This window comes from Pseudomonas sp. GGS8 (assembly GCF_024168645.1).
Taxonomy (GTDB): domain Bacteria; phylum Pseudomonadota; class Gammaproteobacteria; order Pseudomonadales; family Pseudomonadaceae; genus Aquipseudomonas.
This window is the reverse complement of the sequence record NZ_JALJWF010000001.1, coordinates 444420-461259: the sequence shown is the minus strand read 5'-3', so window position 1 is coordinate 461259 and position 16840 is coordinate 444420. Positions and strand designations below refer to the sequence as shown.

At 56.2% G+C, this 16840-nt stretch carries 6 protein-coding genes; 5 read left to right on the top strand and 1 reads right to left on the bottom strand.

Going from position 1 to position 16840, the window contains the following annotated elements; all coding sequences use genetic code 11:
- Positions 1 to 57: 57 nt before the first annotated feature.
- From J3D54_RS02105 to J3D54_RS02085, 5 genes are all read left to right on the top strand, one after another.
- A complete protein-coding gene (locus J3D54_RS02105) occupies positions 58 to 3183 on the top strand; it encodes a hypothetical protein (RefSeq protein ID WP_253416498.1) in 3126 nt (1041 codons plus the stop codon).
- A gap of 149 nt (positions 3184 to 3332) precedes the next feature.
- Positions 3333 to 6941, top strand: coding sequence for a Tc toxin subunit A (locus J3D54_RS02100; protein WP_253416497.1), 3609 nt, complete (start codon positions 3333 to 3335; stop codon positions 6939 to 6941).
- 54 nt (positions 6942 to 6995) lie between these two features.
- On the top strand, positions 6996 to 11093 hold the full coding sequence (locus J3D54_RS02095; protein ID WP_253416496.1) for a neuraminidase-like domain-containing protein: 4098 nt from the start codon (positions 6996 to 6998) through the stop codon (positions 11091 to 11093).
- Positions 11086 to 11913 carry a hypothetical protein gene (locus J3D54_RS02090; protein WP_253416495.1) on the top strand — a complete coding sequence of 276 codons (828 nt, stop codon included), beginning with the start codon at positions 11086 to 11088 and terminating at the stop codon, positions 11911 to 11913. Before J3D54_RS02095 ends, J3D54_RS02090 begins: the two co-directional genes overlap by 8 nt.
- Positions 11867 to 15328 carry an Ig-like domain-containing protein gene (locus J3D54_RS02085; protein WP_253416494.1) on the top strand — a complete coding sequence of 1154 codons (3462 nt, stop codon included), beginning with the start codon at positions 11867 to 11869 and terminating at the stop codon, positions 15326 to 15328. Before J3D54_RS02090 ends, J3D54_RS02085 begins: the two co-directional genes overlap by 47 nt.
- A 40-nt stretch (positions 15329 to 15368) precedes the next feature.
- Here J3D54_RS02085 and J3D54_RS02080 read toward each other — a convergent pair whose 3' ends face one another.
- Positions 15369 to 16700 carry a DUF58 domain-containing protein gene (locus tag J3D54_RS02080; RefSeq protein WP_253416493.1) on the bottom strand — a complete coding sequence of 444 codons (1332 nt, stop codon included), beginning with the start codon at positions 16698 to 16700 and terminating at the stop codon, positions 15369 to 15371.
- Between the last annotated feature and the right edge of the window lie 140 nt (positions 16701 to 16840).

Below are 16840 nucleotides of genomic sequence, written 5' to 3'. Positions count from 1 at the left end.
CGCGACGTAGAAAGGAAGCCTTGGGTACTTCAACAGTCTGGACTGAGGAGCGGGATGATGTCAGACGAAAAGGATATATCTGCTACTTCACCGGCTAATAGTAATAGTGAAGAACCGCTTCAGATCAATGCCGTTAGCGAGCGTTCTGGTGATGACGGAACAGTAAAATTGGCCTTGGATAGGTTGGAGGTTCAGCGTGAAAATGAAACTGAGGTAAGCGGAACGAGTTCGCAAATTGTATTTAACGTTCCGCAACGCAATGGTGAACATCAAGTCTGGATTAAATACATCACGGGTCCTGATGTAAGGACGATAGTTGATGGGGTCTTTTATAAGGGTAACGTGTTCAATTATCTTTCTGTTCATGATCTTCCGGTGGGTGAGGGGTATTATCAGACACAGTGGAAATACGGCAGCCAGTGGTCTGAACTAGGATATAAACGTCTCAGCGTGAGATCTGCGCCTGTTATTGATGGGGCGGATGGTATGTTAATTAATGTTGTGATTTCGGGTGCTGCAGGTGCCGGAGGCCAAGTAACGGTTGTGCGGTCAGGTGACCCCACAACAATCATGAGTGAAACGAAAACAGTCGGTGATAATAATAGATGGTCACTCATGCTTAAAACTGATGTGCGTTGGGGAGTGCACGACGTTGTTATCAGTCAATATTTTAATGAGCGATTTCCCATTGTTTATACCGGCCCTAAAAGAATAGTCTGCCTCAAGGCGCCTGCTATTGATTCTCCCGATTCAGGTGCTGTAATACTGCACGGTACTCCGATCCTATTGAAAGGAAGGGGGGCCCCGAATGAAATTATTGAGTTGAAGAATTTTGATCGCTCTATCACTCACGCTGTGACTACCGTTTCGAGCGATGGTAGTTATGTGGCGACCTTAAATCAGGCGAACTATCCCAATGGCGGTGAGGTTGAGATAATAGCCAAGCATCGCAGAGCAGGAGACATATCGTGGTCGGGATACCGGACTCTCTATTTGCTTGCAATACCGACCATCACCGGCCCCGAAGCCAGTTCGCTTCAAACCTCGCCATTTGAACTATCGGGCTCCGGAACCAAGGGCGCCATTGTTCGGGTGTACCAAGATGTTACCGATAAAATCGTTGGCGAATCCGGGAAGTTGACAGGGACTGACTGGAGCTGTTCGGTCACGGTGCCCGCAGGCGTGGTGTCGCTGGTCACAACACAAATAATGGACGGGAAAGAAACGACCCGCAGCGAGGCTCGCGCCTTCAAAGTCCGCCCAGCCATGCTGGGTAACATCACGTGCACCTTCCCCTCCGAAAACACTGTGAAGTTTTCAGGTACGGGTGTTGAAGGTGCAACGATTGTCTTCACATGGGTGAGCGGGGAGGTGACAGCGCCGGCCTCTGTTGTTGTGAAGGACGGTACATGGGAGACGACGGCGACTGACTGGCCCTTTGCCAAGTACAGCGTGGTGGTCATTCAAAAGGTTTCCGACAATGACGGTGGTTGGATTGAGTCATATGGGCTGTACTTCGATGTTCAGGTACCGTTACCGAATCCGAGCGAGGTGGGGTATACGAAGGTCTACCGCCCGACCATTTACGGCAAAGGCACGGACGGCGCGACGGTGCAACTACTTAACCCTGGTGGTGGCTCTTCGGCCGCCCCCGATGCGCCTGTGTCCGACGGCGTATGGTCGAGTCAAGTAGAGGAGAATTGGGGGGAGGGCCCAATATTCAAAAAGGAAATCCATATACGCCAAACGAAGGATGGTCTTTATTCCCCGGTCTGGACCGTAGTTGAGGTCACCATCCCTCCATTGGCACCTGTCATTGAAGAAATCGAACAGGGTGTCCTCTCGCCAAAATTCACCGGGACCTGCTGGTCCCAGGGCGCTACCGTTGTACTCAGGTTTAGTGATGAAAGCGCCACTGAGTATCCTGCCACCGTTACCGGTTCAATCTGGAGTTTTCAGCGCGAAACGCCCTTTGCCGAGGATGTCCTCCTTCGCGTGACCGTTACCCAACACGTCGCGCAACAGACCTCACCCTCGGCATGGCAAGACTTCATCGTGTCCCTGCCCATTCCGCGACCGGAAATCACGGATCCGCAATCCGGCTCGGAAGTGGGCAGCGATCTGACCGTTTACGGCGAGAAAGGCATGGAGGGGTGCCGGATGCAACTGCGGGATGCTCAACTCGGCGGCGATCTGGGCAGTCCAAAAACGCTGACCAGGGACGGTGGCTGGTTTATAGAACTCCGCGATCTGGACTTTCGTCTGTACAACATTGTTGCGGTACAGAAGCGCAATCAGAGGGAATCAGCCCCTAGCGAGAGGATCGATGTAACAGTGGGCCTGTTACCACCGGAAATTACCGTGCCGAGCCAAAACGGCCAACTGCCTCGAACGGCAATGCTCGAGGGGAAGGGCATGCGGGGTGGGCGCGTTACGATCTGGCTGCAAGGTGTCGCTGAGCCTTTGGCTTCGGATGTCCCCGTGGACAACGACAGTAACTGGAAAGTCTGGATAACTTTGCTGGTGGGGTTTAAAAACATTCAGGCAGAGCAAACCTTTGGGGATCGAACCTCCATCAAGAGTGAAATGTTGAGCTTTAGTGTGGTGCCGGAGGAACCGTTTATCGAAACCCCGGTCATGGGCGCGCACATAAGTCGGCGGACAGTGGTGTCAGGCTTCGGCGTGTCGGGAGACACAGTCACCGTGGCGCTGAGCCAGGCAACGCGTACGGTGCTGAGCACCAGTGTGGTGCAGCAGGATCGCACCTGGTCAGTGACGCTTGAGTTCGATCAGCCCGATGGTAACTACGCACTGGTGGCGGTGGCGTCGTGCGACGGTTTCGATTCGGCCGACTCCCCTGCGCGCCCGGTCGTGCTGGGTACCTATTTGCCCATTTTCAAGTCGCCCGCTGCGGGGCAGTGGACCAGCGACCCGGTCGGGTTCAACGGTCAGGGCAGGGCGGGTGTCGGGCAGGTGCTGAGCTGGTTCAACCCTGATCAAATATGGGCGCCGGATCTTCCCGTTACCTTCGCCTGGCAGGGCAGCGCGACGCAGCCGCTGCCCCATGGCGGCAATTGGTGTCGGTTCAAGCAGACCATCACTGACGATGCCGATGGCGCGACGGTTTCCGACTATGTCGAGAGTCCGCGCTTCGAAGTCCTGCCTCCGTCCTCGGAGTCCTGACGCCAGTCCTCCGACGAGCGGTCGTGTCTACTGTCATTTATGACAGTAGACGGTGACCGGTTTCAAGCGCCAAATCTCTTTAACCGAACGAACAGCCTGACAGGTTTGTCAGGCTGTTCAGGGCCGTTATCGACTCAAGGAATCTGACCATGGCTGACGCCCCTCCCGCCTTGCAACTGCTGAACCAGGTGTTTAGTGAAGAGCAACTTACACTCTATGCCGACCTGGAGACTTACCTCAAAGAGGGTGGTTCGATCTTTCCTCTGGTGGAAATGCGTGAGCAGGGGCTGACCAAGGTATATGGGATGAGCCCTGCTGATGCACGACAGTTTTTGCGGCGAGCCAACAGCATGGCCATCTATGTGCGTCGCCGGTTTATCGAACACACGCTGACGGGTAGTGGAAACACCGCAGCAGCACCCTCGAGCTATTCGGTACCGATGGTCGTAGGACCCAATTATGCGGGGTTGTTCGACACCAAATTTGACAACCTTTGTCCCCCGGATGCTCTGGAGTCCAACGATTCGCCAGTGGCCTATCTGATCCAACTGTTGCTCTGGGTCCAAAACCGTATAGAACCTTTTGGCGATGCAATGAAATTGCCCCTGCATGATCGCCGTAAAGACCTGAAACCGCTGTCTGTCGACTTCAACGCAGTGCACAAATCAGTGTCCGCAGTCGACATCATCGTCTCGGTGCTGGAAAAGTTCATCACCTCGCATTATCCGCAAGCGAAGCTTGAAGATGAATTGATCGAGGCGCGCTACCCGAACGGACTGCCTTATTACCAGCACTGGGTCACCCTGGATGCCATCACCCACCACTATGGTTTGTCGGTGGGTAATTTTGCGCACATGGTGGACCTGAATTTTCCCTATTTTCTACAAGCCGAGGCCTGGGACGCCGATGCCGGGCGTGCGCTGGCCCATGCATCGCGGATGGGGCCTTATATGCGGGAGTTATTGACTGAAGCTCCGAAAAAAATTGAGGATCTGGAGGCTTTTTACTTGAAAGACTTCGGTGCCGACGGCCTGTCATGGCAGAACCTCAACCAGGTGCCGTTCTTCGGTGAGCGGACGAAATTAGCTGCGCGGGCAATCGAGGCATTGCTGTCGGTTCGCAGTTTTTTACCGGTTCGCTCTGCCAATGTGATGTATCCCCCGGTGATGCTGCCTGTAAAGTCGGAAAGCGAGCTTTCCGGTTCGTCTTACATCAACGCCCATAAATACCCCCCCGTCGATGTTTCAGATGGCCCTACGTTCCTTCACCGATTGACAGCAGATCCCGCTGACGCCGACGGCCTTGACCGATACGATCGCATGAACCGCAAGGTGCGTCTGGACCAGTGGCTGAATCTGCCCAGCGACGAAGTGGATGCATTACTGGCGGCTGCCATCAAGGCGGAAGAACAAGGCGGCGCGGATGAAGGCCAGTGGTGGATAACAGACAACGTGGTGCACGCGCTGGGCTTGTTCCAGGCGTTACGCGAGCGCTATGGGTGCACGGCGCGAGACTTCGCGGTGTTTATCAACGAGTTGTCAATTTACGGTCGCGGGGACGCGCTGTCGCAGTTTGATCAGGTCTTCAATAACCAGGGCAATTATCGGGAACCCTTGAAACTCGATGACGGAACGTTCCCGCTATTGCCGGTACAAGGTGATACCGACTTGACGGTCAACCAACTGTGCAGCGGCCTGGGCATTGACCCGCAGACTTATTATTACCTGGCCCTGGCGATTGACCAGGCGCTTGACCTCAAGGGCACGCTGAGGCGCAGTTCGGAGGTGGTTTCCAGTTTTTACCGCCTGGTGAAGCTGCCGCGCCTGTTGGGCATCACACCGGTAGAAGGCGTGCTGATGCTGACGTTGCTGGGTGGGGAGAGCTGGGTCAACGGCCTGGCGGGTGTACCTCGGATCAATAAGACCCGGGAGGACACGCCGGATGTGCTGAATCTCATCTATGCCATGCATTCCTGCGCTGGCTGGTGTCGGGATTTCGACATGCCGGTGCTGTGGATGCTGCAGCAGGTGTCTGCACCGCAGCCATCGAACGCGGCCTCTGAACTTGATATCCAACTGTTCGAGCAGGTACGCAATCTGCTGTCGGCCGCGCTGTTCACTAACACCGGGTTATTGATGGCCGGTGTGCCGCCTCTGCCGGCTGCCGACTGGCTGGACTTGTTGTGGCGTCTGGTCGACGCCGATGGTCTGGTGCTGGCATCGGCCAGGACGGAGTCCGAGTACCTGGACTTCGCCCGCAGCCTCCTCGAGCAGGCGGTCAAGGAAGGCCTCGGTGACATCGATGCCAAGCAGCGTGTTGTCATTGTCGGGAAAATGCTCGTCGTACTCTTGCAGGCTCGGGACGCTCAGGTGTCGGTAGTCAAACAATGCCTGGCCGTTTATACCGGCGTCGACGCAGAGCAGGCGATACGCGTGCTGAGCTGGGCAAAAGCCACGGTTCATCTGCTGTTGCGTCAGGTACTCGAACGAACCGGGCTGGAGCCTGATGAGTCGGTAAGAGGGCGCAACGAACAGCCTGATCCATTACTGACGCTGTTGGCCGATGTGCGGCGCCGTAGTGCCGTGGTGGCGAAACTGGATCTGAGTGCCACCTTGTTGCAGGACTATCTTGATTACGGCCATAAGGCCTGGCTGGACCAGGACGATAAACATGCGTTCACGGTCAAAACCCTCTACTACCTTACGGCGCTCACCCGGGCGTTTGAAATGAGTGAACAGCCAGCGCAGGAACTGCTCGACTATCTGCGACAAGTCAATGCACTGCCCAACCCACTTACGGGGCATGCACTCTGGCTGGCCCAGCAGGCGGCGGCCATCAAGCTGGCCGAGTTTTTTGGCTGGAGTGTTCAGGAAGTGCGTGAGTGTGTCAGCCGCATCGATCCGTCAGGCCTCAAAGTACTGAAGAATCTGATCCAGCTGGATCTGTTGATGCGTATCCGCGTGCTGTCGACGCACACCGGCATGGATGCCAAGACGATTTTTCTGATCGGCACCTTGCCGGAGGCGATTGACAAAACAGCCTATGCCGACGCCGCCGAACGTGCCTCGCTGAGCGTGTCCGAATCGAGGACTCCCGTTATCCCGCTCCCCAGCGACCTGAAACAGCTCGTCAAGATGACCTGCACTGTGGACGGCGACAACTTTGTGGTGGCGAATAAACCAGGGGAAAAGATCACTTTTAAGGTCACTCTCAGCGACGCCAAAGGAGAAGCTCTGAGCGGTGTCAACATCTACTGGAGCGCAACCCTGGGCAGCATCGCTACGAAGCCCACCTCGTTGGACGGAACGCTCATCGCGGAGTTTATCCCGGGCGACGTCATGGGCACGGACACTCCGCTGTTCTGGCTGGATCTGTTTGAACCGGAATACGCCCCCACCGTCAACGTTGTCGCCGATGTGACGGGGTTGTCGTTTCCGCGCCCACTCATGTCCGCAGTACCGTTGGGGCTTGTGGAGCGAGGGGATGAGGTCGAACTCTTTGCCACGCTGATGGACAGTTTTTCAAACCTTGGGAAAAACCAACTCGTGCGATGGTCTGCAACGCCCGCTGATGGGGAGGAGGGTACGTCGCTGATGATTCGGCCAATGCAGGGATTGACCAATCAGGAGGGGCTCACGCGAGTGTTTGTCTCCAGCCATACCGGCGGAAATTTCATTGTCACTGTCCTCAGCGAAGGCAGTGAAAACGACAGCGATTTCCCCCCCATTAAGTTCGAGCGCGGTGTGAAACCGGCATGAACGGTATCACTGGCTGACGTGCGATCCCGGTTAAGGGGCACAGGAGAAAGAATCATGCAATTGGATTACATCGGCGAGCTGCTCGAAAAACGCCGTGCGGCGTTGGTGGAGTACAGCATCGGGCAAATCAAAGAAGAAAACGGTAAAAAGAAATATAACTTTCTGCAGGAGCCGGGAGACCTGTTCGAACTTCTGCGCATGGATCCGCTGGATACCTTCCCGGTGCAGAGCTCCTGGGTCGCCGAAGCGATCAGTTGCGTTCAGCAATACATTCATGCGGCGTATCGCAAGTTGGAGCCGGGCTTTTCCGAGACTGAGTTCGACAAACGGGATCTGGCCACGTGGTTGTTTTACAGCAACTATCCGGACTGGGCGGCGCTGCAGATGATTGCAGTCTACCCGGAAAACTTCATCAACCCGTTTGTGCGCCAGCGCAAGACCGGCCTGTTCAAAACCCTTGAAAACAGCCTCAACCAGACGCGCTTGAACGACGACTCCGTCCAGTCGGCGTTGCAGACCTACCTGCAAACATTCGAGCAGACCTGCAACCTGGACGTCATCAGCTGCTTTATGGATGGCCTTTCGCCCGCGCAAGCAGATTACTACTTTGTCGGTCGCACACGGGGGGAGCCTTGTCAGTACTTCTGGCGCAAGGCCGAGGTTGAACTTTCTTCCACTTGCACAGCGATCAATCCGGCAGCATGGAGTGAGTGGCAGCCAGTGGATATTCCTGCTGGCGGGAAGGTGTTGGATATTCGTCTGGTGTTCTGGAACGGGCGGTTGTGTGTGGTCTGGGCTGAATGGCAGGACAAGGTGAAGGGCAAGGATATCAACGATAGCTTGCCGTATCGGCTGAACATAAATTTGGCTTTCAAGACCCAGAATGGCCAATGGTCGGCACCGCTGAACTTGCACTATTCCACTTATGATGATGATGGTGATGAACATGACCGTACCCTGGGAGCCCGACTCATTGCGACCGTGTGGGTCGATCGTCAAAACCCCAAGGGAAAACTGGGTGTTATGTTGTTTACTCGCAACACCCTCGGTGGATTCTCTGACGTGTTCGCCGTGCGCGATGTGCTGTTGCGGCCCCTGACCGATGGTGATGGTCGCTGGCTGCAATTCGCGGCTTTGCATCGCTTCGTCACCGCCGAGACAGTTCAGCACCCACTGATGAATCAACCGACAGTTATCGATACTCTCGACCCCGGTGCGGACGACTTCATTAAATATCTGGACCTGCAGGCCGTAGTGTTTCGTCAGGGTGACGACGATGTGCTATGTGTTCAGGGCTTTTGCAGGCCAACGATTTACCCGGGACAAAACCTTGAGCTTGAGTTGAAGTTGAACAACCCAATCGAAGGCCAAGATGATGGCCCCATAAAACAAAGCTTTTCAACTGCGGGGGGCTGGAGTACCAGATGGCTGGTCTTTAAACGTAAGAAGGGGGGATGGGTCGCGCCTACCTTTTCTTTTGGTACAGAAGTTGGCAACCATAAGTACAAACACTTTACATTAACGATCGCCAACGTAACGAACTTCACGCCTCCGGCCCTGCTCAAAAACACCCTCGATGCAGCGCAGTTTCTCGCCCTCAAACAGTCGGATCTGCTGCTCAAATTCACCCGCCTGAACTCGCTGTTCGGCCCCGAACTGGTCCAGCGCTCCAATGTTTCCGTCGATGCCGTACTCGATTGGCTGACACAGTTTCTGTCTGAGCCACCTCCGGCTTCTGCAACGATCAACGAGCCGAACGGTGCGTTCAACGGTGCCAACGGTCTGTTTTTCTGGGAGCTGTTTTTTCACCTGCCGCATTTGTTGGCCACACGGCTGCGCGCGGAAGACCGTTTTCAGGAGGCGCAGAACTGGCTGCATTATCTGTTTGATCCACAAGCGCCGGCGGATGCTACGCCACCTGCAAAACCTCTGTATTGGCGCTGCCGGCCCTTGGATACCCCCGGTAACCCTGGCTTTGAAACGAAGGCACCCACCGATCCCGATGCCATCGGCTATTCAGCGCCCGAGCATTTTCAGATTCTGGTATTCACCGAGTACGTCAACAACCTGATCGCCTGGGGCGACTGGTATTACCGGCAACTGACCCGTGACAGTCTGGTGGCGGCCAAGTTGTGTTACGTCCAGGCCGAGTTCCTGATGGGCAAGGCACCGTCGGCACAAACGGTAAACCGCTGGGAAACCGCCACGGTTGGGAGTCTTTTGGACCGGAGCGTTTCGCGACCGGCACTGGAGCAGTTTGAACAAAACCTTGCCTTCAGCCTGGCGGATTTTCCTGCGGCCTCCGATACCGCACCCCTGCTTGGAATGCTGGCAATCGAGCCTTTCAAAGTGCCGATCAATCAGCAATTGCTTGACCTGTTCGCCTTGCCCGGTCAGCGCCTGAACAACTTGCGCAAAAATCTCACCCTCGACGGCAAGCCGCGGCAGATTCCACTTTTCAGCCCGCGCACAGACCCCAACCAGCTGCTGCGCGATCTGGCCGCCGGAGGTGTCGGCGCACCGAGACCCATGGGCGGGCGATTGGTGGTCGGTGCCTTCCGTTGGCGGGTCACGTTCGAGGCCGCATTGCGTGCGGTGCAAACACTGCAGGAATACGGCAATCAGGTGCTGAGTCTGCTGGAACGACGGGATCGGGCCGAGCAGGATGAAATGCAGCAAAACCATCTGGTGGAACTGGGAACCTATGCTGAAACAGTGCAGCAACAGACCATCGATCAATTGGTCGCCACTGTAAGCGCCCTGGTGCAGAGCTGGGCAGTGGCGCAGGAGCGGGCCGAGGCGTATGCGCGACTGTATGACGAAAACGTGTCGGCGGTTGAATACGAGGTCATGGCCAGTCTGCAGAATTCACAAATACTCGCGCTGACCTCCGCAAGCATCAAGCCTTTCGGCGCGGTGATTGCCTCTTTGCCCAACATTTTTGGTCTGGCGAATGGTGGGCATCGTCTCGACAAAGTTACTGACGCCGTTTGCTTCGGTTTGGATGTTGCCTCGTCGGTGATGCGACTGACTGCGGACAAACAAGCCACCACTGAGGCTTACCGTCGCCGTCGCACTGAATGGGAGGTGCAGCGCAATCAAGCGTCGGCGGAGGTTCGCGCGATCGATGAGCAGATCGCCGCGCAGGAGCATGCCGTACTGGCGGCCCGAACCAGCCTTGCGCAAACCCTCAGGGCCAACAGTCAGGCCTTGACGGTTTACAACTTCCTCAAGAAGCGTGCGACCAATGCCGAGCTGTACGGCTGGCTGCTGGGTCAGCTCAAGGCGTTGCACTATCAGGCTTACGATGCGGTCGTCAGCCTGTGCCTCAGCGCCCAGGCCTCACTCAGTGCCGAAACCGGTGATTACGACTCGCATATTCCTTTGCCCCAGGTCTGGCTGGACAACCGCCACGGTCTGACCGCAGGCGAGCACTTGCGCGAGTATTTGCTGCGCATGGAGCGTAATTACCTGCAACGCCATGAACGACGGTTGGAACTGGTCAAAACCGTCTCGCTGCGGCAATTGTTTGATGACGAAGACTTTCCGCAGACAGGTATTGATAGCTGGAATGATGCATTGACGCAGTTGCGGCGGACAGGGTCTCTGGAGTTCACGCTCACCCAGCTGTTGTTCGATCGAGGTCATCCGGGGCACTACTGCCGGCAGATCAGATCGGTCGAAGTCGATTTGCCGGTGCTGACCGGGCCTTTCGAGGATGTGCGGGCCATCTTGCTCCAGATCAGCAGCATGACTGCCACCAAGGCAACGGCCCAGTCAGTGAAGTATTTGCACAAACCTGAAGGTGCCGTAGCGCCCTCCGATGTGCTGTTGGACCTGCGCAGCGGTCAGCGTATAGCCTTGTCGGTGGGAATTGCGGACAACGGCATGGCCGCGATGATGCCCGATGAGGGGTTGCTCAACGCCTTCGAAAACACCGGCGTGGTCTCTCGCTGGACATTGAATTTCCCATGGCCGCAAAAAAAACCGCAACTGACGATGCTGGGCTCGTTGACGGACATCATCCTGCGCATCCGTTACACGGCCAAGGTCGGCGAGCCGACCTTCACGCGCAAGGTGGAAGACATGGTGACCCAGGCCGAAAACGCCGGGCAAAACAAAAAGGTCAAGGGAGCGGACAATCATGCCTGAGTCGATCATTCGAGCCGACGAGACACTGTTACTTAATGGTGATTTCTTAGAGTGGCCAAGTCACTGGAAGATAGGAGAGCTCAATCCTGATCTTCTCGGTCCAGAATCAGAATGGTATGACGGGGTACGGACTCGCTTTCTGGCCGCCTATGATGGGGCGTCGATCAGTCAGGACATCACTATTCCCAAAGACCCTGATGTCACTGCGCGTTATGTCCTGAGCTTCCTGTGCGAGACGCGACATACCGAGGCCGGTTTGATGCGCATCGGCATTGTGGGGGGGACTGATGAACAGAATGTCGAGCTATTGCCGGGGCCACCACGCAATCTTCAGGAGGATCAGGCGCGTCTGGCAGGCGGGCAGCCGCTGGAATTCATTCCGCGTAAGTATGAAGTCGAGTTGGCGCTTCCATTCAAAAGTGGGGATGTGATTCGCGTCAGTGTATTCAGCCCCAGGAACGAGCCTCCGGACTATTTCTCGAGGATCTGCATCACCCGAATCAAGCTTCAGGTGCACCTGGAAGAAGCGGTGATGCAAACGTTGATTCTGGACGACGAGCGTGTGCCATCGACAGGTACTTTGTACATGTGCCTGGGCGCTTCAGATAGCTTCGCTCACCGGCTGGGATTTGTGCTTGCGTCGGATAATGCCTGGGAGGGCACCAAAGCCTCATTGACCATCGATGACAACCCTCAAGGTGCGATTGTCGCGGTGCCTGGCTGGGAAGTGGATCATCCTCTTGAAGAGGGTTGGTCGCTCGAATGCCCATTGATTGGAGATCAGGATCCCTATCTGCACCGCAAAACCCTACCCGATTGAGGTGTCGCTGGGGCATCACCGACTGGTGTTTCGTGAGGTGCTGGAGGCGGCGTACTACCCGATTCTTGAACATGGGCAAAAGGTTCTCCTGGGGGTTCAAGTCGCGTCGTATTACACCGGTCAGGTTCTCAGCGGACTGACGGTGACCTGGTCGGTCGCAGGCCAACAGGTTAAAGGCACTGACGTCACTGATGAACGGGGCTGGGCGTGCTTTGAATATGAGCCGATAGCCGAAGGCAACTACGATGTCGTGGCGTCGGTCGTGAGTCTCTACTACGCCGCTGGTGTTGTGACTAAACCGATAGCGGTCCGGGTACTGGCGACCGATCCATGGAAGGAGGTCATGGTCGTTGACGATGGCGAAGTGAGGCGTTGGGAGGAAAAAACAGGCTACCCCGATCGGGGTTCCACCTATCCGGTTCACGTGCAACTGCCTTCGATCTTTTTCGGAACGGATGTGTCTCTGCACTGGAGTGGCGATCCCGTCGAACAATTGGGAGTTGAAGTCCGCCCGGCGATTGGGGAGCCGGTGCCGGTCGACGATATCAACAAAATCTGGGCGCTCAAGAGTGAAGATCGTCTTGATGGTCGTTTCAAACTGTCGCTTGTCTGCTCGAAATTGTTGCTGCCTTCGCCGGAAAAAAACATGTCGCTGGCACGCAACGTGGTCAAGGTCGGTGAGGTGCGCGAAGCAAACAAATTTCCGGTCATTGATGAAAGCGAAAGTGTGCTGTTGCGGATTCAGGTGGTGCATTTCACTTCCGGTGATCCGGTGGTCAATGCGCTGGTCGACTGGAAGACCCCGGACGGGGCGGTATTCACTGTCAAAACGGGCGCTGGTGGTTGGGCCGGTTTTTTCTTTACGCCGAAAACCGAAGGGGGACAGGATGTTGTTGCCAGTATCAAAGCGCATGCGGAGGCCATTGCGGTAGAGCAGACTTTCGAAGTGAAAGCCATTGCGACCAGCCCCTGGAAAAGTGAAGTCAAGATCCTGCTGGATGGGGTGGAGGTCGATCGCCATACGCTCGGCGTGCTTTGTCGACGTGGCCAGACACATACCCTGAAGGTCGAGCCTGTCCAGGGCAGCGAGTGGGTTGGAAAAAACATCAGTCTGCACTGGCGAGGGGACGCACCGGCTATCGGACTGATACCCGGCGAGCTGGAAACGCCCAAGCCTCTAGTGGCAACTGGTGTGGAATGGAAACTCGTCTCACCGGTCGTTAACAGCACCAGCAGCCTGTTTGAGCTGGAGCTGCGCCTTGAAGGCATTTTAATTGTTCGAGAGCTGTCTGGGCGATTGATGTCCGCGGATCTGACCGAAGAAATGGGCCTGATGCTCGATCAGGTGGCGGCTGCGCTAGACGCCCAGACACTCTATCCGTGCCTGGGCGCGCTCCATAGCTTCAACGTTCTGCCCAATGAATTGAGCCCGTTGGTAGGGCTGATGGCATCGCTGACATGGTCGGGGACGCCCGCCGATCAATTGGGTGCAACGGTGCAGCCTACCTTGGACCTGCAGCAGGTTTTAAGCGACTCGGGTGCGATCTGGACGCTTGATTTTACCGCCAGTCAGCAACCAGGCCAGTTTGCCTTGGCATTGGCACTGCCGCAGCTGGCGTTCGTCGCCATCACCAAGCCGATGGCGCTCGCGCATAACAAAGTCAGGATCGGAGCATTGCGTGAATCGGCGGTGGACCCGGTCGTGAGGCAGGATCCGGCGTGGTCGTGGGTTCAGGTAATTTCCCATTTCACCGGCCTCGCTGTTGGTCAAGTGCCGGTGAAGTGGACGACTGCTGAGGGTCCCAGTGAGGTGGCATCAAATGCCGAAGGCTGGTCCGGTTGTGCTATTTCTCCCACATCCGCTGATCAGGAACATCGGATAGAGGCATTGGTGAAGAGTCTTTACGACGGTTACCAAGACCAACGACCCTTAACGGTAACTGCACTAGCGAATGATCCGTGGCCGGGGTTGGAGGTCAGTTTTGATAAGCAAGAATTCCTGCCTTGGGGTCAGAAAACCTACTTCCCGCGTCGCAAGGGTAAACATTCCATCGACCTAAGGGCCGCACGCAATAGCAAATTGTTTGGTCATGCCTTAACACTGGGGATGATCGGAGAGGGGCCTGCCGGACTGGGCATCAGCTTTATTTCGGAAGGGCTCGGCGTGCCTCGACCGTTCTGCGAAGAGGGATTGCAGTACCAATTCGAGGTAGGCGATCTGAAAGACGGCAGTTTTGCGTTGCGCCTGTCCTCAGAGCGGCTGGCGAGCCTGTCGCCGGCGAACGCGATGTCCTTGGGTGAAGGCACGCAGGTGCTGAAAATCACCGGCAATAGCGTTTATCAAACTCTCGAGTGGGGGCAGGCGTTTGTCGGACAGGTTGTTGTGGTGTCGGTTATCAGTGGCAAGCCGATGGTGGGGGTGACGGTGACGTGGCGCAGTCCTGACCTTGGGGTTGTGACTTCAGTGACCGACTATTACGGGAGGGCGAAAGTGCGCTTTATCCCTACGATTTCCGGTCCGACGGAATTGACGGCGACAGTGGGGGAGGGGATTTATGCACAGAGGCTCTCGTTCCCGTTCGAGATGAGTGAACCGCGGGAGGTCAGTGCGTTGATCATTACCCAGTCCGGCACTTATCCGGGGGACGAAGTGGAGGCGCAGGCCACTATTGTTTCGGCGTTCACCGGTCTGGCGCTCGAAAACGTCGAGGTCATGTGGGAGGTCGATGGTGTTTGGCTCACGCCGACTGTAACTGAGGCTGATGGGAAGGCGACGGTTCGATTCAGGCTTGAAACGTCCGGTAAAAAGCTGTTGACGGCTTCAGTGCGTGGCGGTGAGGGAGGCTGGGATAGCGCGTTAGTGGTGTTTTTGGTGGAAGCCGTTGTACCGGTAATTGAAAAATTAAACGCCAATTATGTAGTTCATTCGGGTTTCCCTATTTACGCGGAGGTATCAGTGGTTGCATCGAATGATGGTAAAGGTTGGCCCGGAATAACGATTCATTGGACTTTCCCGTGGGCGACCCTACCTTCTACTATTACTCACGCTACGGGAAAATCCCAAGCAACCATTAGATCGAGTGAAATTGGTGTCTTTCCTCTCACAACTTACATTGATGATAGCCCAGAGACGAAATCTATTGATATTGAAGTGGTAGGCTTGGATGCGCCGCGAATCAGTCGAGTGGGAAGACTTGGGAATGGAATTTTCGAAGCGTTCATTACAGACGGCCACCTGATGCCAATTGAAGGGAAAACAGTCTTTTGGCGTGTTGATGATTTGGTACTTGAACCTACGATTACAGGGGCTGACGGCATTGCCAAAATTCATGTCTCACAGATTTTTGGCACTCTTTTTCCTGGAATTCTTATAGGTGCGGCCAACTACCTACACGAAATGGGGTTTCGAATCTAAAAATGAATAGTTCAACGACCGAATAGCGAAAAGAGAGTCGTTAAATTTCGCCCGCCCTTTTCCAGCATAGATACCGCGTCACCAACTCGGCCCCCAACTCTTGGGGCCGAGCATCCACCACCGGCACTCCATGAGCACTCAACCGCTCATGGAGCTGCGCCCGGTCATTCAAATAATCCACCGTCCCGCAATAGGCCAGCGCCTCTGGCAAAGTCTGCACCGGCGCATGCCGCAGGCTATCGAGCAAGTCTTCACGCAAACTCGCCACCAACACCCTATGCAGCTTGCTTAGGCGTTTGACCGCAGTCAGCAATTCTTCATCGTCTTCATCCCGCAGGTTGGTCACCAGCACCACCAGCGCCCGGCGTTTTTGTCGGGCCAGTAGTTGCGTGGCGGCAGCCTGGTAGTCGGCGGGGCGCTGGGTGCTGTCGAGGTCGTAGACACTGTTGAGCAATACATTGAGCTGGCCCGTGCCTTTGACCGGGGCGAGGTAATGCGCTCGATCGCTGGCGAAGGTGCTCAGGCCCACTGCATCGCCTTGGCGCAGGGCGATGTAGCTGAGCAACAGGCAGGCGTTGAGTGCGTGATCGAAATGGGCGAGTTCGCCATCCTGGCTGCGCATGCGGCGGCCGCAATCGAGCATGAAGATGATTTGCTGGTCGCGCTCGTCCTGGTATTCGCGGGCGATGGGCGTGCGTTGGCGGGCGGTGGCTTTCCAGTCGATCTGGCGCAGGCTGTCGCCTTCGCGGAATTCGCGCAGCTGATGGAATTCCAGACCCAGGCCGCGACGTTGGCGCTGGCGTACGCCGAGTTGGCTGAGCCAGTTGTCCACCGCCAGCAGTTCGCCGCCGTAGAGGCGGGCGAAGTCGGGGTAGACGCGGGTATTGTCGAGCAGGTTGAGCAGACGTTTGTCGGACCACAGGCCCATGGGACTCGGCAGGTTGATCTCGCAGTGTTCGAAGCTGAAGTGGCCGCGCTTGAGCGGGCGCAGGCGGTAGCCGATCTGGCTCTGTTGGCCGGGTTGCAATTCAACCGACAGAGGAAGGTGTTCGAAGCTCAGGCCGTCGGGTACATGGTCGAAGACCTGAATGTTCAGTGGCTGGGTAAAATTATGCTCGACTTCCAGTCGCACTTCGCTCCATCGACCGAGTGCCAGGCTGCCGGGCATTTGTCGCTGGAGGCGCGGTGAGGGCAAACGCTTGAGGCGAATGGCGTCGAGTATCGCCAGGGCCAGCAGGGCTAGCAGCAATCCCCAGTTGATCGACAACAGGGTTGATGGAACGTCGAACTCCAAAGCCCGCAAGGTGCCCAGCACGATGCCGATGGCGAGCAGGATGGCAAGCCAGATCAGCAGCAGGCGCGAGGGTTTCATGGCGTCGCGACCTCGTGGCAAGGGTTGGTCTGGCACGGTAATTCTGTGGCGAGCGGGCTTGCCCGCGTTCGGCTGCGAAGCAGTCGTAAACCCGACAAACGCGGTGTGTCTGTCGACATGCGATTGTAGGTTTTGGGGTC